A 19,933-nucleotide genomic window follows, 5' to 3' on the forward strand; every position below is an offset into this window, starting at 1 on the left:
CAGGCCGGGACAGGACAGGAGGCAGCCATGAAGGTGACCGAACCCGCCGCCTTCCATCACCTCAACATCAGCCGGAGCGGTCTCAGCGCCCAGCGTCGGCGCATGGACGCCATCAGCGAGAACCTGGCCAACCTGAACACCACGCGCGGCGTGGACGGCGGCCCCTTCCAGCCCCGCGTCGTCGTCCTGCGGGAAGGGGAGGAGGAACGCGACTTCCTCAGCCCCGACGGCCAGCGTCCCTCCGGCTTGTGGACCACCCACCCCGAGCACATGCGGGGCAGCCGCCCGGGCGGCGAGGGGGACGGCCTCGCCGGGGTGCAGGCGGAGCGCTTCATCCAGAACCGCCGCCCGCGCATGGAGTACGACCCCGAGCATCCCGACGCCGACGCGGACGGCTATGTGGCCTACCCCGACATCAACGTGGTGGAGGAGATGACCCACCTCATCGCCGCCAGCCGCGCCTATGAGGCCAACCTGACCGCCATCACGGCGGCCAAGGACATGGCCGCCAAGGCCCTGGAGATATAAGCCCATGGCCGTGATCACGCCCAGCCAGCGTCTGGCCCAACTGGCCGCCGAGCAGCGCCCGGTCTCCGTCTCCATGCTGGAATCGGCCCGCCAGGCGGACCGCATCCGCCCATCCCGCGGCGCCTCCCCGCTCGAGGCGCCCGGCGCCATCGGGGAGGGGACGGCGGCGCCCAGCTTCGTGGACACGCTGAAGGCCTCCATCGAGGCGATCAATGTCCAACAGGTCCAAGCCGACGAGCTGGCCGCCCATTTCGCGGCGGGCGAGGTGGAGAACGTCCACGACGCGATGATCTCCATGGAGAAGGCCTCCCTCTCCTTCAAGTTCATGGTCGAGGTGCGCAACAAGCTGCTGGAAGGCTACCAGGAGCTGATGCGCATGCAGGTGTAGGAGCACGGTCCCCATGCCCGACTGGCTATCCCCTTTCCTGCAAAGGCTGCGCGACACCTGGAACTCCCCCCGGCGGGGCAGTCTGCTCCTCCTGGCCGGCGGCGGCGTCCTTGTCCTGCTCCTGCTGGGCGCGACCTTCTGGTGGGCCGCCCAGCCGGATTGGGCGCCCCTCTACCGCGGCTTGAGCGAGGTGGAGGCGGCCCGCGTCGTCAGCCAGCTCGAGGAGCAGAAGGCGGCCTACCGGCTGACCGGCGGGGGCGGCACGGTGGAGGTGCCACGCTCCGAACTCTACCGCCTGCGGGTCAAGCTGGCCGCCGAGGGCGGGCCCCGCCCGGCCATCCCCGGCTACGAGCTGCTGGACGAGCAGCGCCTGGGCATGAGCGACCGCGAGATGGACCTCATGCAGAAGCGGGCCCTGGAGGGCGAGCTGGCCAAGACCCTGGACGCCCTCTCCTGGGTCCACGGCGCCACCGTCCACATCGTGCAACCCAAGCCCTCGCTCTTCAAGGACGAGCAGGTGCCGGTCACGGCCAGCGTCACGGTGGTGACGGATCAACACTACGCCGTGCCCAGGGGCGAGGTGGCGGGGGTGGTCGCCCTGGTCAGCTCCGCCGTGGAGGGCCTGCACCCCACCCGCGTCACCGTGGTGGATTCCCGGGGCAAGCTCTTGACGGAACCGGCCGACGACGACATCGGCCTGGGGCGCTCCAACAAGCAGATCGAACTGACGCGCAAGGTCAACGCCTACTACACGCAGCAGGCCCAGGAGATGCTCGACCGCGTGGTGGGGGAGGGCCGCAGCGTGGTGCGGGTGACGGCGGACCTGGATTTCAGCTACCTGGAGCGCACCAGCCGCATCTTCGACCCGGAGAAGAAGATCGTGCGCAGCCAGGAACTCAACGAGGGCAGCAGCACCGGGAGCGACACCTCCACCACCCAGGAGGAGCGCCTCATCACCAACTACGAGGTGAACGAGATCCTCGAGCACATCCGGGGACAGCAGGGCGCCCTCAAGCGCCTGAGCGTCTCCCTCGTGGTGGACGGCACCTACGCCGAGGGCGGTGGCGGCAAGGGCGACCCGCCGCTAAGCTACGTGCCCCGCAGCGCCGAGGAGATGCAAAAGCTGGAGCAGCTGGTGCGCACCGCCGTGGGCTTCGACGCCCAGCGCGGCGACCAGATCCAGGCCGAGAACCTCGCCTTCGACAGCTCCGGGCGCGAGCAGGACCTGGGCGCGCTGCGCAACCGCAAGATCCGGGACATGGCCCTGGACATCCTGCGCAAGGTCCTCTTCGTGGGTGGCATCATCGCCTTCCTCTTCCTCCTGCGCTCCACCTTGTCCCTCATCAACTCGCGGATCGGCCAGGCCTTCGACGACAAGCGGGCCCTCATGCTGGCCGGGGTCCGCACCGGCCCGGTCGTTGAAGAGAGCTACGAAGAGGAGGTGCCGCTCGTGATGGAGCTGGAGGCTGCCCGCACCCCCGAGCAGCGCCAGATCGCGCGGGTCCACAAGAAGGTGGTGGACTATTGCAAGGAGCATCCCGACGACGCCGCCCGCCTGGTGCGGGCCTGGCTCTATGAGGCAAGCTGATGGAAGGAACGGAGAGATTCCGCCAACTGGGCGGCGTGCAGCGGGCAGCGGCCTTCTTCGTGGCCATCGGGCCGGAGGCGGCCTCCGAGATCGTGCGCTTCCTGGAACCCACCGAGATTGAGGAACTCGCCCGCGAGATCATCAAGCTGGGCAACCTGCCGGTGACCATCCTCCAGGCGGCGGAGGACGACTTCTACGAGATGGCCATGGCCGCCGACTACATCAAGGAAGGGGGCATGGGCTACGCCCAGAGCCTGCTGCAGGCCGCCCTGGGCGAGGTGCGCGCCATCGACATCATCAAGCGCATCAAGTCCAGCCTGCAGATCCGCGGTTTCAACGTGCTCAAGAACGTGGATCCCACCGAGCTGCTCAGCTTCCTGCAGCGGGAGCATCCCCAGACCATCGCCCTCGTCCTCACCCAGCTCTCCCCCAGCCAGGCGGCCAACATCATCGCCAACCTGCCCGCCGAGCTGGCCAAGGAGTCCATGCTGCGCTTCGCCCGCATGGAGCGGGTCTCGCCCGAGAACATCGCGGCCGTGGAGCAGGTGCTGGAGAGCCGCATCGACTTCAGCCAGATGGGATCGAAACTGGGCGGCGTCAAGGCGGCGGCGGACATCCTCAACCTGACGGGCCAGTCCGTGGAGAAGGCGGTGCTGACCGGCATCGCCGCCGACGCGCCGGAGCTGTCGGCCGAAATCAAGAACCTCATGTTCGTCTTCGAGGATGTCATCCAAATGGACGACCGCAGCATCCAGAAGGTGCTGCGCGAAGTGGACAACAAGGATCTCACGCTGGCCCTCAAGGCCTGCACGCCGGATCTGGCCGAGCGCCTGCTGGCCAACATCTCCAGCCGGGCCGCCGAGATGATCCGCGAGGAGCTGGAGTACATGCCGCCCGTCCGCCTGCGCGAGGTGGAGGAGGTGCAGCAGAAGATCATCGACATCATCCGCCGGCTGGAGGACGAAGGGCAGATCTACATCATGAAGGGGGCCGAGGAAGGCGACATGATGATCTGATGGGCGGGAACCCGCTCGACACATGCGGCGCTGGTCGAAACAGACCCGGCCACGGGCGGAGGTCGCTCCCTGAGCACTCCCCGCGGACAGCGCCCCGGATCCTGGAAGACGCGGTGAGGAGGCTGCCCTTGACCGGACCCGGCATCGTGGGACGGGAGGCGAAGGCCGGGGATCCGGCCTTGGCCAGCATGGCTGCGGACCTTCGCCCATGAGCACGGTGCTGAAGGCGGAGCAGGTCCGGCTGGGCTCCGGGCGCTTCCTGGACAGCGGCACACGCGAGGAGGCCGGCAGCGGCCGCGAGGAGCAGAAGCGGCTGCGCACGGCCCAGGCCCTCTTCCGCCGACGGATCGGCGCCCTGAAGGAGGAGGGATTCCAACAGGCGCGGCGGTTGGAGGAGCTGCTGGCCGACATGGGTCGCCGCCTGGAGGAGGCACGGGCCGAGGGGCATGCCGCCGGGCTGCTGGACGGGCGTCGCCAAGTGGAGGAGGAGCTGGCCGAGGCCTTCCGCCTGCTGGCGATGCAGGAGGAGGAGTTCCGGCGGGCCGCCGCGGACTACCACCGCCAGGCCGACCGCGAGTTGGTCCGCCTGGCCCGCTGGATGGCCGAGACCGTGTTGCGGCGCGCCCTGCCCCTGGACGAGGAGGCCCTCGCCCGCCGGGTGCGCGACCTGCTGGAGGACTGCCTCGACCAGCAGACCGTCCGTCTTCATCTTCACCCTGGCGAGCGGCGCCGCATCCTGGGTGACGATCTCGAAGAGAGGCTGCCCCGGCTGGCCGAGCTGATCCGTTCGCTGGCCGGCCGGCTGGAATGGGTGGAGGCGGCCGAGGTGCCCCCCGGCGCCTGCCGCGTGGAGCTGCACGACGGCCTGCTCGAGGCCGGCTCCGCCGCCATGCTGGACCATCTGGAGGAGGAACTGGTGCGTCAGGCGGACGAGGCGGGACGATGAGAGCCCTGGAGAACTGGCGACGACAGGCCGCCCGCGTCTCCCCCTGGCCGCGGCGCGGCCTGGTGGACCGGGTGACCGGCCTGGTAGTGGAGGGGCGGGGTCCGCGCGGCGCCCTGGGCCAGTCCTGCTCCATCGGCGAGGAGGGGGGCGGGCTCGAGGCGGAGATCGTGGGCTTCCGCAGCGGCCGCACCCTCCTCATGCCGCTGGGTCCCCTCACCGGCATCCGCCCCGGCCATCTCATCCGCCTGCGGCCGGCGGCGCCCGCCGTCCCGACGGGGGATCTCCTCGCCGGGCGTGTGCTCAACGCCATGGGCGAGCCCATCGACGGCAAGGGACCGCTCGCCGCCAGCGGCCGCGCCCCGCTCCACCGGGCGGCGCCGCCCGCCCTCGACCGCCCGCGCATCGACCAGGTCTTCGCCACGGGCGTGCGCAGCATCGACGGCCTGCTCACCTGCGGCCGGGGCCAGCGGCTGGGCATCTTCGCCGGGGCCGGCGTGGGCAAGTCGGTCCTGCTGGGCATGATCGCCCGCTCCTCGGACGCCCGCATCAACGTGATCGGCCTCATCGGCGAGCGCGGCCGCGAAGTGCGCGAGTTCCTCGAGCGCGACCTGGGCGAGGAGGGCCTCTCCCGCAGCGTGGTGGTGGTGGTCACCAGCGACCAGGCGCCCCTGCTCAAGCGCCGGGGCGTGCAGCTGGCCACGGCCATCGCCGAGAGCTTCCGCGACCGGGGCATGGATGTGCTGCTGCTGGTGGACAGCCTCACCCGCGTCGCCACCGCCCAGCGCGAGATCGGCCTGGCCGCCGGCGAGCCGCCGGCGGGCAAAGGCTACACACCCTCGGTCTTCGCCCTGCTGCCCTCCCTGCTCGAGCGGGCCGGGCGGGACCGCCAGGGCAGCATCACCGCCTTCTACACGGTCCTCGTGGACGGCGACGACCTGACCGACCCGGTGGCCGACGCGGCGCGCAGCATCCTCGATGGGCATCTTGTCCTCTCGCGCCGCCTGGCGGAGCGCGGCCAGTGGCCGGCGGTGGACGTGCTGGCCAGCATCAGCCGCGTGCGGCCCGGACTGGTGCTGCCCGGCCAGGAGGAGGCGGTGCGCCGGCTGCTGCGTTGGCTGGCGGCGCACCAGGAGGCGGAGGACCTCATCCAGGTGGGCGCCTACGCCAAGGGGTCGGACGCGGACGTGGACCAGGCCCTGGCCCGCCTGCCGCGCATCCGGGAGTGGCTGGGACAGCGCCAGGACGAGCATTCCAGCCATGCCGAGACGGTGCGCCGCCTGATCGAGTTGGCGGCATGAGCGGGATCCGCCCGTGAGGACGCGCCAGGAACGGCTCCAACGTCTCCTGCGGCTGCGCGAGCGGCGTGAGAAGCAGGCCCGTCACCAACTGGCCCTCAGCCTGGGGGAGGAGGCGCAGCGGCGCCGGGCCCTGGCCGAGACGGAGGCGCAGCTGGGCCAGGCCCGGGTCCAGTGGACGAGCGAGCTGGCGGGGGGGATCGGCCCGGCGCGCTGGAGCGTGCTGCAGGCCTACATCGACCACCGGCAACGCAGCGTGGCGCTGGGCGAGCGGATGGTCGCCGAATGGCAGCCCCGGCTGGCGGCCGCCCGCGAGGAGTTGTCGGCCGCGGCGCGGGAGCGCCAGGGGATGGAGCGCTGGCGGGACCGCCTGGTCGAGCGGCAGCGGCGGGAGGAGGACCGGCGGGAGCGGCTCCGCCTGGATGAGATCGGATTGCTCGAGGTCCTGCGCCGCGAAGCGCCGGAACATGGAGAGGGATGATGGCGGAAAGACCCAGACGCAGACAGGACGAGGTGGAGGAAACCCCGCCCGAGCCGACGCAGAAGAAGGGCAATCGGGGCTTGCTGCTGTGGGGCGGGTACATCCTCGTCTCGACGGCCGTGGTCGTGGGCTTGGCCGTCCTGGTTGCCCAGCGTCGCCGGGCGGCCTGGGAGGCGCCTGTCCATGCCGTGGTGGACAGCCTCCAGGTGGACACGGCGCGGACGGCGGACCCGCTCCTGCTGAGCCCGGAGGACAGCCTGCGGACCCGCATCCAGGATCTCCAGGCCCAGGTGCAGGTCCATGAGGATTCCCTGGTGCGCGCTGTGGACACCACCCAGCGTCTGCAGACGCGGCTCGAGCGCCTGCAGGCCGAGCTTGACACCCTGCGCCAGCGCGATGTCCTGCTCTCCAGCGAGGAGGTGGTGCGCCTTTCCCGCGTCTTCGAGAGCATGCAGCCGCGCAAGGCGGCTCCCGTCATGCTGCGCATGGACAATGCCTCGGTGGCGGCCATCCTGCTCATGATCGAGGAGCGCACGGCGGCCAAGGTCATGGCGGCCATGCCCCCGGACCGCGCCGCCGGCATCAGCACCCTCATCCGCGAGCAGGCCAAGGAGAAGGCCCGCCGCGTGGAGAAGCAACCGTGAGTGCGACGCCCGCCATCCAGGCGCCCGCCCTCCTTGCCCTGGAAGGGGTCGCGCCCGGGCGGGGCGCCCGCCGCAGGCGGGAGAAAGCCTTCCCGGCGCTCGCGCTGGCGGAGCCGGCTGCCCTGAAACGGGAGCCGGTCATCCCGCTGGCCAGTGGCCGGGAGGGGGCCGCTTCCCGCCCGTGGCCACTCGGGACCTCGATCTCTGCCGGGGTGCTGGCCGCCGACCCGCCGGCGGCCGGGCCGCGTCCAGGCATGGGTGGACAGGCGGGGGCCGCGCGGGCGCACGCACGCCCGGCGACGCCGCAAGGCAGCGAGTCGAGCCAGGTCCTCCTCCCCGTTGCCCCCATGCCAGCCCGGGAGGACTCCACCGCCTACCCGGCGGCGGCTGCCGGAAGATCGAGTCCTGCCAGGAGGCCGGCCGCCTCGTCGGCGGTCGCCCGGCAGGCACCTGTCCTGCCGATGGGGCAGAAAGCGGTCCTTCCATCGCCGACCGCCCTGCCGCCACCTGCCGAATCCGCAGGATCGGAGCCGGCCGCCCGGCCCACGCCCGGTGCGCCGATGGGACCCGGCGCGGCCGCCGTCCTGAGCCCCCCACCCGCACCCCGGGCGGGTCGGGAGGAGGGGACAGGACGGGAGGAGGGCACCCGGACCGCCCGCGGCGTGCCAAATGCGGGTGGGCGGCCCCTGCCCATGGCGCGGACCCTGCCCGCCAACGCCGCTGCGCGTCTCTCCCCAACGGCCGGCAATCCAGCCAGGCCCATCCCGCTACGGGCACAGAACCGCCCGATTGAGTCTGGAGGCGAGGCGGCTCCGCCGGCGCCGTCCCCCGCCGCCAATCCAGGGGAAGACACCCGCACGGTGGCCCTGCTGCGCTTCGAGCAGAGCGCCCAGCGGCCCACCCGGCCCGCGGGGGAGCAGGTGCCAGGAACTGGCATGCCGGGAAGGGGCACGTCGGGAGAGGACGCCGAAGGAAAAACCGAGCGGCCCGCGGCCGTGCGCCTGCTGGCCGAGTGGCGCGCCGCCCTGGCCGGCGGGAGCTTGGGCCGCCGCGCCACGGGCCGGGCCACGGTAGAGACGAAGGCCGTGGACGGATCCAGCCCGGCGGGCCCGGCCCAAGCTGCGGCCTCCCTCCCGTGCGCGGAAAGCGCGGACGGCTTGCCCATCATCCAGCTTTCTGCTGGGCTTCTCTGGCTGGCCCGCGCCGAGGCGGCCCGGCCCGCCGCGGCCGGCCTCCCCCCGGCCCCGCTTGATCCCAAACTGCTTCTGGAGCAACTGCACGGCCGCCTGGAGCGCTTGGCGCTGACCGAAGGGGGCAGGGCGGAACTGGTCCTGGAGCCGGCCCGCCTGGGCCGGCTGACCCTGCGGCTGGAACGGGATGGCGCCGGCTGGCGGCTGGAGATCCACAGCAGTCTGGAGAGCACGGCCCGTGAATTGCACAGACAGGCGCAGGATTTGCGCGACAGCCTGGCCGGGGCGGGCCTTCGCCTGGACGAGCTGCGCCTGACGACCGAGGCCGGCCCCGCGCGGCACACGCCTGGTGAAGCTGGACGGGAGAGTGGGGCAGGCGCCTGGCATGAGGGCGACGACCCGGATCAGCGGGAGCGGGCCAGGCGGGAGGAGCGGGAGGAATCGGCAAGGTCGGCGGGTGGGGCGGAACATTTTGCCAACCGCCTGGAACGACTTCTCCACGTAAGCGGAGGGAAGGGAGCACGGCCATGAACAGCATCTCGGGCGTGGGTGGCAGCAGCCTGCAAGGAAGCCAGGTGGCCTCTTCGGCGGCGGAACTGGGTCGACAGGACTTCCTCAACCTGCTGGTCACCCAGCTGGCCAATCAGGATCCGCTCAACCCCATGGACAACCAGCAGTTCGCTGCCCAGTTGGCCCAGTTCAGCAGCCTCGAGCAGATGACCAACATCCAGCAGACCCTGCAGCTGGGCCTGGCCGCCGACGCAGCCCTGGCCGGCGCCCTGCAGGGCGGCATGGCGGCCGAGCTGATCGGCCACCGCGTCACGGTGGTGGACAACCGCCTGGCCCTGGACGCCAGCGGCGCCGACCTGCGCTGGGAGGCCGAGCGCACCCCCGCCAGCCTCACGGTGGCCATCACCAACGAGCTGGGCGTCAAGGTCCACGAATTCACGATCGAGCCCTCCGCCGACGGCCACTACTCCTGGGATGGCCGGGGCGCCGGCGGGCAGCGCCTGCCCGAAGGCACCTACACGGTGGCTTATGTGGCCCGGGACGCGGCCGGGGCCTCCATGGCGGTGCGCGCCCTTTGGCAGGGACGGATCGACACCGTCCGCTTCCGCGAGGGCATTCCCTGGCTGGTGGGCGACGGGCTGGAGTTCAGCCTGGCGCAGGTGAGCGAGGTCAGCCGCGAGGCGGCCTCCGACGACGGGGGCGGATCGGCCGCCCGCGCCCTGGACATCCAAATCAACTGGTGAACGCGAGCAAGGAGACCACAGGATGAACCGCTCCCTCTACACGGGCATTTCCGGCCTGCTGGGCCATCAACAGAAGCTGGACGTGGTGGGCAACAACATTGCCAACGCCAGCACCGTGGGCTTCAAGCGCAGCCGCGTCAATTTCCAGGACGCCTTCTCCCAGACCCTGCGCAACGCCTCGGAACCCACCGGCACGGCCAGTGGCCGCGTCCCCATGCAGGTCGGGCTGGGGGTCCGCGTCGCCTCCATCGACCGCATCTTCGAGCAGGGCAACCTCGAGCTGACGGGGACGACCACCGACTTGGCCATTTACGGCGACGGCTTCTTTGTCGTGCAGGACGGCTCCGGCACCTACTACACGCGCAACGGCGCCTTCCAGGTCAACCAACTGGGGGCCCTCGTCACAGCGGACGGGCAGGCCGTGCTCGGCCTCAATGCCGATGCGGGCGGCAACCTGCCCGCCATCACCGAGCTGGGGGCCATCGTCCTGCCCCTGGACCAGGTCTCGGCCGCCCAGGCCACCACCGAGGTCGCCCTGCGTCACAACCTGGGCTCCGGCATGACCACTTCGCGCGCCACCCTGGCCAGCCTGGCCAACAGCGCCGGCGTCACCGGCGTCTCCGGCAACGCCGCCAACGGGCTGGGCGGCACCTGGAACGTGACGGTGACCGGCGCCGCCGCCACCCAGAGCAGGCTCCGCGGCAGCAACGCCGCCTTCCCCGGCGCCCTCACCTCGGCCATGACCCTGGGCAGCCTGGGCGTCACCCAGTTCGGCACGGTCAACGTCAGCGTGGACAACGGCGCGCCGGTGGCCATCACCGGTTTCGACGCCGAGACCACCCTCAGCGAGTTCATGGCCCTCATCGAGTCGCAAGTGGCGGGCGTGGACATCACCCTGGACAGCGGCGAGCTGGTCGTGGCGCGCACCCACTTCGGCTCCGGCGCCACCTACCGCGTCAACCTGACGGAATCCGGTTCCAACGCCCTGGCCCGCCTCTTCGGTGCCGCCACCGTCAACGCCACCAACGGCACCAGTTCCACGCTGGCCGCCAGCGGCGCCTTCACCACCAGCCGTGGCCAGGTGCTGGCCCCCGTCGCCCTGGCGCTGGGCGAGGTGGACCCCACCAACGGCCGCGTGACGGAGGTGCTGGACCTGGGCGGTGGCGGCGTGAGCGTGCTGGCCGCCAACGGCCTCAGTGCCGGTGCCTTCAGAGTGGACACGGAGGACACGGTCCACGAGACCAGCATCATCGTCTACGACAGCCTGGGCGCGCCCCACACCATGGGCCTCAGCTTCACCCGCGGCGTGGATCCCAACTCCTGGCACTGGGAGGCGACCCTGCCTCCCCCCGCCAACACCATGTCGGGCAACCGCGGCATGGTCCGCTTCACCGAGAGCGATGGCAGCCTGGCCTCCTTCACCTATGACAATGGAGCCAACGCCCTCAGCTTCGATCCCGGCAACGGCGCCGTCGTCCAGCTGACCTTCGACGCCGGCTCGGTGGGCGGCCTGGACGGCCTGACCCAGATGGCGGGAAGCACCACCCTGCTTGCCACCGGCCAGAACGGCCGGCCCATGGGCACCCTCAGCACGGTGGACTTCCTGGACGACGGGCGCATCCAGGGCACCTACAGCAACGGCGACGCCCGCACCCTGGCCCAGGTCCTGGTGGCGGAGTTCACCAACCCGCAGGGGCTCAAGGCGGCGGGCGGGGCCAATTTCAGCTCGACGGGCTCCAGTGGACTGGCCCGTCTGGGCCAACCCGGCACCCAACTGGAAAGCGTGGTCAAGAGCGGCTATCTGGAGATGTCCAACACCGACCTGAGCAAGGAACTGACCGAGATGATCCTGGCCCAGCGGGGTTTCCAGGCGGCGGCGCGCGTGATCAGCACCAGCGACACCATCCTGGGCGAGGTGATCCAGCTCAAGCGTTGATGCAGACGTGCCGCGTAAGCGCCGATAAGACGCGGGAAGCGGTCGGCCGCGGCAGCGCGCCGACCGGCGGGAAGCAAGGGGCGGCATGGATTTCTCGTCCATCATCGGACTGGTCGTGGGCTGGGGGCTGGTCGCCTGGGCCATCGCCTCGCGCCCCGGCGGCTTCTTTTTCCTCGATCTGGCCTCCATCTTCATCGTGGCCGGCGGCACGGCCGGCGCCCTGCTCATGAACTTCCCCCTCTCCGGCCTGCGGCGCATGAACGCCAGCTTCCTCAAGTTCATGTTCCACCGCGAGCAGGGTCTGTCGGAGACCATCCAGTTCATGGTGGAGATTTCCGAGCGGGTCCGGCGCGAGGGCATCCTGGCCATCGAGCAGACCCTGCAGGAGATGAACGACGAGTTCCTGGCCAACGGCCTCCGCCTGGCCGTGGACGGCACGGACCCCGACATGATCAAAGCCATTCTCGAGATCGAGATCCGCACCCTGGAGGAGCGGCACCAGGTGGCGGCCCACCTCTGGAGCCAGGTGGGCACCTACGCCCCCGCCTTCGGCATGATCGGAACCCTGATCGGCCTCATCCAGATGCTGCAGTCCCTGGATGACCCCTCCAAGATCGGCCTGGGCATGGCCACCGCCCTGGTCACCACCTTCTACGGCGCCATCATCGCCAACCTGATCGCCTTGCCCATCGCCGGCAAGCTGACCCTTCGCTCGCGGGAGGAGTTGGGACGGAAGGCCCTCATCATGGAGGGGATCCTCTCCATCCAGAACGGGGACAACCCGCGCATGGTGCGCGAAAAGCTGCGCACCTTCCTGCCCCCCCACCACCGCCTGCTCGTGCAGGACGACTGAGCATGGCCCGGCGCCCCATCCCGCCCAAGGTGCCCACTTCGCCGGGGTGGATGACCACCTATGGCGACCTGATGAGCCTGCTCCTCGTCTTCTTCATCCTGCTGGTGAGCTTCTCCACCCTGGAGGTGACCCAGTTCCACAAGGCGATGGGTTCGCTCAAGCAGGGAGGTGACGGCATCTTCCGGCCCTCCACCGGCCAGATCCTGATCGAGGCGCCGGCCCAGCTCTCGGCCGAGTTCGACCGGGCCGTGTCCGACCTGGGAGAGGAGCTGGCCCGCCAGAGCCTGAGCGAGCAGGTGCGCGTCTACTGGGACACGCAGGGCGTGCGCTTCGTCCTCCAGGACGAGGTGCTGTTCCCGCCCGGCTCCGCCGTGCTCAACACGCGCTACCGGGATGTGCTGACAGCCGTCGCCGACGTCATCCGCACCCTGCCCGTGGCCGAGCTGCAGGTGGAAGGCCACACCGACGACACGCCCATCCGCACCGAACGCTATCCCAGCAACTGGGAGCTGTCCACGGCCCGGGCCGTGGCCATGTTGCGCTTCCTGGAGGGGCTGGGCCTGGTCCCGCCGCGCAAGCTGGCCGCCCATGGATTCGGCGAGTTCCGACCCTTCGTGCCCAACGACTCGCCGGCAAACAAAGCCAAGAACCGGCGGGTGGAGATCTACGTCCTGCGCCAGCGCTGATCCCCCCGGCGGCAGCTTCTGCCAGGAAGCCTCCTCCCACGGCAGCATCTGCCCACCGCCCGGGCCGCCCCGTCTCCCTTCTGCGCCGTCCTTCCCCTTGAGGGCAGCGGCTTTTCCCCCGCTTCGGAACTTCCATCGTTTGGGCATGGCCTTTGCCTGACGCATGTCGGCGGGTGCCTTCACCCACGGGAAGCAGGACAGGGGGCCATGAACAAGATCCTCTCCCAGGACGAGATCAACCAGCTGCTGGACTCCTACAAGAACCAGCGGTTGCCCGACAGCGGCGGCGAAGACCTGCGCGAGGTCCAGCCCTATGACTTCAAGCACCCGGAGCGCATCAGCAAGGACATGATGCGCTCCATGCGCACCATCCACGAGGGGCTGGCGCGGGCGATGGGCACCCACCTGTCCAGCACCATGCGCCAGATGGTGGAGGTCAACCTGCTCTCCATGGACCAGGTGACCTACGCCGAATACACCATGAGCCTGCCCGAGCTGTCCAGCCTCTTCGTGCTCACCACGGAGAGGGGCGGCGGCTCCGTCATCGCCGAGCTGTCCCCCCAGTTCGTCCTCTACATGGTGGACCGCCTCCTGGGCGGCACCGGGGACGCCCTGAGCGAGCCGCGCGAGATCACCATCATCGAGCAGAACGTCATCGCGCGCTTCGTCAACCAGCTGGTGGCCACCCTCAACGAGGCGTGGTCCATGATCTTTCCCATGGAGTTCGTGCGCGAGAGCTATGAGAGCAATCCGCAGTTCGTCCAGATCGCCCCCGCCAGCGAGACGGTCTGCGTCGTCTTCTTCGAGATCCGGGTGAAGGCCTACACCTTCTCCATGAACATCTGCATCCCCTATTTCGTCCTCGAGCCGGCCATGCCCTATCTCACCCAGGGGCGGCGCCTCTCCCTGGAACGACGCGGGGACCGCGAGGTGCAACGCACCATCGCCCACAAGGTGCTCTGCGGGGAGATCGAGCTGAAGGCCAATCTGTCGCGCACCGAACTCAGTCTCGAGGACTTCCTCAACATCAAGGTGGGGGACGTCCTCACCCTGCCCGTCCGCGAGCATGAGGAGGTGGAGCTGGAGGTGGGGGGCAAGGTGAAGTTCCTGGGGCGGCCGGGCCGCCTGGGACAGCGCCGCGGTTTCCGCATCACACGCGCCGTCGATCCGCTGGAAGACCCCATCTACAACGAGTTGTAGGAAGCGGGCGGCCACCGGCCGCCGCGCCCAGGCAGGAGCAAAGGACCCATGGCAGATTCCCCCGACCTCGCCCAGCTGGAGCTGCTGCGCGCCAATGAAGTGGGCTTCGCGGCGCGCTCGGGCGAGATCTTCCGCACCGTCATCAATCTGGAAACGCGCCTGGATCTGCAGGAGCTGAGCATCGCCGACGCCGCCGTCCTGGCCGCCCTGGGGGAGGAGGAGCTGGTCTGCGTCGAAGCCCCCTTCGTCAAGGGGCTGCCCGGCCAGGTCGTCTTCCTGCTGGAAAAGCCCTTCACGGCGCGGGTGGTCGACTACATGATCATGGGCGACGGCGAGGTGGAGTTCATGGCGGAGGAGCACCTCGACGGCATCGTCGAGGGCGTCAACCAGCTCATGGGCAATGAATTGACCGAGCTGTCCGGACGGGTGGGCGTCAATCTGCGCAACGAGGTGAAGCCCGCCCATCTGCTCAAGCCGGAGGAGTGGTCCGCCCGCTACCCCGGCTGGGTGCTCGCCACTTTCCGGGTGACGATCGACGGCCAGGAGCCGGTGCGGCTGGGCAAGCTGCTCTCGCCCGACCTGGCCGTGGCGCTGGCCGGCATGTTGGGGGCCGAACCCCCCAACATCGAGGACGATGACGCCGATTTCGGCGTGAGGCGTCCAGCGGAAGACGCCCCGTCCGCCGCCGCTCCCGCCATGGGCGGACAGGCCGCGCCTGGCGGAGTCGCCCCGGCGGCCCCGGTCCGCGAGGTGCGCCAGGCCCAGTTCACCGATTTCGGCCCTCCGCCGGTCGCTCCGCGCAGCGGCATGGAGACCAAGCTGGGCGACACGGGTCTGGGCCGCGTGTTGGATCTGCGCCTGCCGGTGGTGATCGAGCTGGGTCGCACGCGCATGCTGATCAAGGACATTGTCGAGCTGTCGCCGGGCAGCGTGATCGAGTTGAACAAGCTGGTGGGCGAGCCGGTGGATCTCTTCGTCAACGGCAAGCGCTTCGCCCAGGGCGAAGTGGTGGTCATCGACGAGAACTTCGGCGTGCGCATCACGGATCTGGTGCTCCTGGATCAGCGCCTGCAGCAGGCCGGAGAGGCATGATGCCGGCCGACAGCCTGGCCCACTTCGGCGCGCAGGCGCCCTCCCTGGCCTCCCTGCTCCTGCGCCTGCTCTTGACTCTGGCGCTGCTGGGCGGGGGCCTCTGGCTGCTGCGCCGCCTGCGCCGACGGCCGGGCTCGCCGGCGGACGACCGCCCCCTCGAGATCCTCTCCGCCATCAGCCTGGGCACGCGCCGCCAAGCCGTCCTCCTGCGCGTCTCGGGCCATGTCTGGCTGCTGGGGCTGGGGGAGGGCGGGGTGCGCACCCTGGGCCGCTTCAGCGGCTCCGAGGCGCAGGACCTGATCGCCCGGGCCGGCCGCGGTCCCCATCCCTTCCAGCTACGCTTCTTCGAGGCCAGGCAGCGGGCGGCGGGCGCCAACCCACCCGGACCCGGAGAGGGAGGGCTGGATGGACGCTGAGCGGTGCGTGCGGCGCCGGTGGACCGGCCCCTGGCCGCTCCGCCTCCTGCCGCTGTTCGCCTGTCTGCTGCTGGCCCTGCCCGTCCTGGCCCAGACGCCCGCCCCGGCACCTGGACAGACAGCCCCTGCCTTCACCCTGACGATGGGGGGCGCCCTCCCCGCCCGGCCCGATTTCGTGGTGGCCATCGAAATCCTCTTCCTCATGACCCTGCTGGCCCTGGCGCCGGCCCTCCTCATCCTGGCCACCTCCTTCACGCGCATCCTGGTCGTGCTGCACTTCGTCCGGCAGGCCCTGGGCACCCAGCAACTGCCGCCCAACCAGGTGCTGATCGGCCTCACGCTCTTCCTCACCTTCTTCATCATGCGTCCGGCCTTCGACCAGATGAACCGCGAGGCCCTCCAGCCCTACCTGAGCCAGCAGATCACGCAGCAGGAAGCCATCGCCAAGGCCCAGGTCCCCTTCAAGGCCTTCATGCTGCGGCAGGCCCGCACCGAGGACCTGGCCCTCTTCGTGCGCCTGGCCAAGCTGGAGCGCCCCGGCAAGGCGGAGGACCTGCCCATCACGGTGGTGATGCCGGGCTTCCTCATCAGCGAGCTGCGCATGGGATTCCAGATCGGCTTCCTCATCTATCTGCCCTTTCTCGTCATCGATCTGGTGGTGGCCAGCGTGCTCATGAGCATGGGCATGCTCATGCTGCCCCCCATCATGATCAGCCTGCCCTTCAAGATCCTGCTCTTCGTGCTGGTGGACGGCTTGAATCTGCTGGTGCGCTCGCTGGTGGAGGGCTTCCGGTGAGGGAGCAACGCGAGGCCTCACCATCGACATCGGTATCGCTATCGGTATCGGTATCGCTATCGCTATCGCTATCGCTATCGCTATCGGTATCGGGATCGAAGCCGTCATCCTTTCTCAGCCACTCGAGCAAGAGGGTGAATCCATTCCAGACGCCGACGGGCAAAGGGGAATCGATCCCGATCCCGATCCCGATAGCGATCCCGATGTCGAGGGTGACCAACTCCTGTTGGAGGATCGATCATGAGTGAGCAACAGGTCCTACATCTCATCCAGCAGACGCTGTGGATGACCCTCCAGCTCTCGCTGCCCATCCTCGTCACCGGCCTGCTCGTCGGCCTGGCGGTGGGCATCCTGCAGAGCGTGACCCAGATCCACGAGATGACCCTCACCTTCATTCCCAAGATCCTGGCCGTGGCCCTGGTCCTGGTCGTGGCCCTCCCCTGGATGATGCAGGAGCTGCTCAGCTTCACGCGGGAGGTCTTCGATCTGAGCACCAAGCTCTAGCGCCGGGAGGCGGGGGGCGCCATGTTCTTCAGCTGGCCCATCGCCTGGGTCGAACTCTTCCTGCTGGTCGTCTTCCGCGTGGCGGGGGTGATCGCCCTCATGCCCGTCCTGGGCGGCCGCGGCATGCCGGCGCGGGCCAAGCTCCTGCTCGCCCTGCTCATCACGCTCCTCCTGCTGCCCGCGCTGCCGGTGGCGGACTGGCCGCTGGGGGGGCGCGGCCTTTGGAGCTGGCTGGGCCTGGCCGCCCACGAGGTCCTGCTGGGCGTCCTGCTCGGCTTCGCCGCCCAGGTGCCCATCCTGGCCATGCAGATGGCGGGCGAGCTGCTGGGCCTGCAGATGGGCTTCGGCATCGCGTCGGTGATCGATCCCGAGTCCGGCGGCCAGGAGAACATCATGGCCGGCATGCTGCGCAATGTCGCCCTGCTTCTCTTCCTCGTCTTCAACGGACACCACGTGGTGCTGACGGCGATGGCCGACAGCCTGCGGACACTGCCGCCGGGGGCCCTCAGCCTCTCGCCCGACCTCCTGGGCGAGGGTCTCCGCCTGGTGGGCCACCTCTTCGAGCTGGGCCTGCGCCTGGGGGCGCCGGCCATGGCCGCCCTGCTGCTGAGCGAGGTGGGGCTGGGCCTCATCGCCCGCACGGTGCCGCAGATGAACATCTTCATCGTCGGCTTCCCCCTCAAGATCGGCCTGGGCTTCGCCCTCCTGGGCATCACCCTGCCCTCCGTCCTCGTCCTGTTCCGCCAGGAGGTGGGGGCGCTGGCCGGTGTGCTGGCCCGTCTCGCCGCGCCCTGAGCGGGTCCTTCCTTTCCACCCAGCCCGGCGATTGCTACCCTTGGCCCGTGGGTGTTCCGCCGGGCGGCACGACCTCCGCGGAGGCGGAACGAAGAGGGAAGACGGTGCAAGTCCGTCGCGGGCCCGCCACTGTAACCGGCGACGAAACCGCAGAGAGCCACTGCCCCCAAAGGGCGGGAAGGCGCGGCCGAGGAAGACCCGGAAGCCAGGAGACCTGCCCACCGGACCGGTTCTGAACCGGGCCGCCATTCAGGAGGCCGTCCCCGCGGACAGGGACGGGTCTCGTCCAGGCAAAAACGGAGCCCGGACTTCCCGCGCGGAGGTCCGGGCTTCTTGCATGGATGGCGCCTGTCCCGTCACACGGTGGAAGCCTCGCAACCGGCCCCGGCGCGGGCCAGGGAGGCATCATGAGTCGGTTTGTCCAGTGGCTGGGGGCGGCATTGGTGGCCTTGTTGTCGGCAGGCCCCCTCCCGGCGACCGAGGCGCTCCCGCCCGTCGGCGGCGTGGTGGAGCTGGAGGAGGTGGTGGTCAGCGCCACCCGCACGCCCCTGCGGCCGGACCAGGTGGCCAGCGCCGTGACCGTGATCGGCCGCCGCGAGATCGAGCAGAGCGGCGCCCGCGACCTGGCCGGCCTGCTCGAGCAGGCGGCCAACCTGGACATCAGCCGTGCCGGCGGTCCAGGCGGCACGGCCACGCTGCGCCTGCGGGGCCTGGGCGATGCCCACACCCTCTTCCTGGTGGACGGCATGGAGCTGAACGACCCGGCCAGCCCGGGCCGCGCCGTCGACCTGTCCACCATCCCGTTGGAAGCGGTGGAGCGGGTTGAGATCGTGGCCGGCCCCCAGAGCGCCCTCTACGGGGCCGACGCCATGGGGGGTGTGGTGCAGGTCTTCACGCGGCCGCTGGAACCGGGCCTGCGCCTGGGGGTGCAGGGCGGCAATCTGGGTCAAGCCGGCCTGCGGGCCGGTGCGGCGGGGCGGCGCGGAGCGCTGGGGCTGGGCCTGGACCTGGGCCACGACGAGCTGGGGGGCTGGTCCGCCGCGCGTCCCGCCAGCGGCGGGGGAGAGGCCGACGGCCTGCGCTCCAGCCACGGCCGCCTGCGGGTGGATTGGCGGCCGCGGCCCACGGTTGATCTCGATCTCGCGCTGAGCCGCGAGCACTCCCGCGCCGATTTGGACAACATGGGTGGGGCCGGCGGCGAGGATCCCAACCACGTGGCGCGGACCCGCCGGCAGGGCGTCCGCCTGCACGCCGCCTGGGGGCAGGGGGCGGCCCGGAGCGAGGCCAGCCTCTGGGAGCAACGCACGGCGCGCGATTACGACAACCCGGTGGATGCGCTCCATCCCGGCGAGAGCCTGAGCGCGGCCTATCGCGGATCGGTCTCGCACCTTGGCCTGCAGCACGCCCGTCCCCTGGGACGCGATCACAATCTCCTCCTGGCGATGGATTGGGAACGGGAGCGGGCACATTCCTCCTCGCTGTCCAGCAGTGAATTCGGGGACTACGCCGAACTCTTCCCCCGGCGCCAGAGCCACGCCCTGGGCCTGGTCCTGCAGGACAATTGGCGGCGCGGCCCCTGGACCCTGACCGCCTCCCTCCGCCGCGACCAGCACTCGCGCCAGGGCGGGGAGAGCACCGGACGCCTGGCAGCGGGCTGGTCCCCCGCGCCGGGCCTGCTGCTGCGGGGCAGCGCCGGCACCGGCTTCAAGGCGCCCAGCCTCTACCAGTTGCACAGCGCCTACGGCAACCGGGAGCTGCGGGCCGAGCGCTCGCGCGGCGCCGATCTGGGGCTGGACTTGCGGCACGGCTCCTGGCATGCCTCGCTTAGCGCCTTCCGCATCCAGGTGCGCGAGCAGATCGAGTTCGACGGCGCCACCTGGCTCTATACCAATCTGGGACGCACCCACAGCCGCGGTCTGGAGGCGGAGGCGGGCGGCCCCCTGCTCCCTGGTCTGGATTGGAGCGCCCGCCTGCTGCGGCAGCAGGTACGGGACGATCTGAGCGGCCAGGAGCTGCCGCGCCGCCCGGGCAGCGTGCTGCGCCTGGGGCTGGAGGCCGGGCGCGGGCCGGGCCGGCTGGCCGCCTCCTGGCGGCGCGAGGGCCGGCGCCTGGATCTGGACTTCGCCGCCTGGCCGGCGCGGCAGACGGAGTTGCCCGCCTTCGCCTGCCTGGACCTGCGCGGCAGCTGGCGCTGGTCGCGGCAGTTGTCCACCTGGTTCACGGTGCGGAACCTGCTGGACGCCCGCGTGGAGGAGATCCTGGGCTACCAGGGAGAGCAGCGGGCTTGGCGCCTGGGCCTGGACTGGAATCTCTAGGAGGCCTGCCC

Annotated in this window: 20 protein-coding genes and 1 riboswitch; all 20 genes read left to right on the forward strand. The window is 70.4% G+C overall.

Annotation, left to right across the window (positions count from 1 at the left end):
- Positions 1–27: 27 nt before the first annotated feature.
- The 20 genes from flgC to Q8O14_13085 all read left to right on the forward strand — a co-directional run bounded on the left by flgC (position 28) and on the right by Q8O14_13085 (position 19,922).
- A complete protein-coding gene (gene flgC / locus Q8O14_12990) occupies positions 28–528 on the forward strand; it encodes a flagellar basal body rod protein FlgC (protein MDP2361644.1) in 501 nt (166 codons plus the stop codon).
- 4 nt (positions 529–532) lie between these two features.
- On the forward strand, positions 533–916 hold the full coding sequence (fliE, locus tag Q8O14_12995) for a flagellar hook-basal body complex protein FliE (GenBank protein MDP2361645.1): 384 nt from the start codon (positions 533–535) through the stop codon (positions 914–916).
- 13 nt (positions 917–929) lie between these two features.
- Complete coding sequence (gene fliF, locus Q8O14_13000) at positions 930–2,504, forward strand: flagellar basal-body MS-ring/collar protein FliF (GenBank protein ID MDP2361646.1); 1,575 nt, start codon at positions 930–932, stop codon at positions 2,502–2,504.
- Positions 2,504–3,520: a flagellar motor switch protein FliG gene (fliG, locus tag Q8O14_13005; protein MDP2361647.1), complete on the forward strand. Its 1,017-nt coding sequence runs from the start codon at positions 2,504–2,506 to the stop codon at positions 3,518–3,520. The genes fliF and fliG overlap by 1 nt, the downstream gene beginning before the upstream one ends.
- Positions 3,521–3,728: 208 nt before the next feature.
- Positions 3,729–4,466 carry a FliH/SctL family protein gene (locus Q8O14_13010; protein MDP2361648.1) on the forward strand — a complete coding sequence of 246 codons (738 nt, stop codon included), beginning with the start codon at positions 3,729–3,731 and terminating at the stop codon, positions 4,464–4,466.
- Positions 4,463–5,764: a FliI/YscN family ATPase gene (locus tag Q8O14_13015; protein MDP2361649.1), complete on the forward strand. Its 1,302-nt coding sequence runs from the start codon at positions 4,463–4,465 to the stop codon at positions 5,762–5,764. The genes Q8O14_13010 and Q8O14_13015 overlap by 4 nt, the downstream gene beginning before the upstream one ends.
- Before the next feature lie 13 nt (positions 5,765–5,777).
- Positions 5,778–6,242 (forward strand): flagellar export protein FliJ, encoded by a 465-nt coding sequence (gene fliJ, locus Q8O14_13020; protein MDP2361650.1) that lies wholly within the window; start codon positions 5,778–5,780, stop codon positions 6,240–6,242.
- On the forward strand, positions 6,239–6,886 hold the full coding sequence (locus Q8O14_13025) for a hypothetical protein (protein MDP2361651.1): 648 nt from the start codon (positions 6,239–6,241) through the stop codon (positions 6,884–6,886). The genes fliJ and Q8O14_13025 overlap by 4 nt, the downstream gene beginning before the upstream one ends.
- 860 nt (positions 6,887–7,746) lie before the next feature.
- A complete protein-coding gene (locus Q8O14_13030; protein ID MDP2361652.1) occupies positions 7,747–8,607 on the forward strand; it encodes a flagellar hook-length control protein FliK in 861 nt (286 codons plus the stop codon).
- Positions 8,604–9,329, forward strand: coding sequence for a flagellar hook assembly protein FlgD (locus Q8O14_13035; protein MDP2361653.1), 726 nt, complete (start codon positions 8,604–8,606; stop codon positions 9,327–9,329). The genes Q8O14_13030 and Q8O14_13035 overlap by 4 nt, the downstream gene beginning before the upstream one ends.
- Positions 9,330–9,351: 22 nt before the next feature.
- Positions 9,352–11,265, forward strand: coding sequence for a flagellar hook-basal body complex protein (locus Q8O14_13040; GenBank protein ID MDP2361654.1), 1,914 nt, complete (start codon positions 9,352–9,354; stop codon positions 11,263–11,265).
- 85 nt (positions 11,266–11,350) lie between these two features.
- Positions 11,351–12,118, forward strand: coding sequence for a motility protein A (locus Q8O14_13045; GenBank protein MDP2361655.1), 768 nt, complete (start codon positions 11,351–11,353; stop codon positions 12,116–12,118).
- A 2-nt stretch (positions 12,119–12,120) separates the two neighbouring features.
- A complete protein-coding gene (locus tag Q8O14_13050; GenBank protein MDP2361656.1) occupies positions 12,121–12,804 on the forward strand; it encodes a flagellar motor protein MotB in 684 nt (227 codons plus the stop codon).
- 207 nt (positions 12,805–13,011) lie between these two features.
- Positions 13,012–14,004, forward strand: coding sequence for a flagellar motor switch protein FliM (fliM, locus tag Q8O14_13055; protein ID MDP2361657.1), 993 nt, complete (start codon positions 13,012–13,014; stop codon positions 14,002–14,004).
- A 48-nt stretch (positions 14,005–14,052) separates the two neighbouring features.
- Positions 14,053–15,096: a flagellar motor switch protein FliN gene (gene fliN / locus Q8O14_13060; protein ID MDP2361658.1), complete on the forward strand. Its 1,044-nt coding sequence runs from the start codon at positions 14,053–14,055 to the stop codon at positions 15,094–15,096.
- Positions 15,093–15,512, forward strand: coding sequence for a flagellar biosynthetic protein FliO (locus Q8O14_13065; GenBank protein ID MDP2361659.1), 420 nt, complete (start codon positions 15,093–15,095; stop codon positions 15,510–15,512). Before fliN ends, Q8O14_13065 begins: the two co-directional genes overlap by 4 nt.
- A complete protein-coding gene (fliP, locus tag Q8O14_13070) occupies positions 15,502–16,308 on the forward strand; it encodes a flagellar type III secretion system pore protein FliP (GenBank protein ID MDP2361660.1) in 807 nt (268 codons plus the stop codon). The genes Q8O14_13065 and fliP overlap by 11 nt, the downstream gene beginning before the upstream one ends.
- A 240-nt stretch (positions 16,309–16,548) precedes the next feature.
- Positions 16,549–16,812 (forward strand): flagellar biosynthesis protein FliQ, encoded by a 264-nt coding sequence (fliQ, locus tag Q8O14_13075; GenBank protein ID MDP2361661.1) that lies wholly within the window; start codon positions 16,549–16,551, stop codon positions 16,810–16,812.
- A gap of 21 nt (positions 16,813–16,833) precedes the next feature.
- Positions 16,834–17,607 carry a flagellar biosynthetic protein FliR gene (gene fliR, locus Q8O14_13080; protein MDP2361662.1) on the forward strand — a complete coding sequence of 258 codons (774 nt, stop codon included), beginning with the start codon at positions 16,834–16,836 and terminating at the stop codon, positions 17,605–17,607.
- A 32-nt stretch (positions 17,608–17,639) separates the two neighbouring features.
- Positions 17,640–17,844: riboswitch (cobalamin riboswitch) on the forward strand.
- 170 nt (positions 17,845–18,014) lie between these two features.
- Positions 18,015–19,922, forward strand: a complete 1,908-nt coding sequence (locus tag Q8O14_13085; protein MDP2361663.1) for a TonB-dependent receptor — start codon at positions 18,015–18,017, stop codon at positions 19,920–19,922.
- Positions 19,923–19,933: the final 11 nt, after the last annotated feature.

Source organism: bacterium (assembly GCA_030685015.1).
GTDB lineage: Bacteria > CAIWAD01 > CAIWAD01 > CAIWAD01 > CAIWAD01 > CAIWAD01.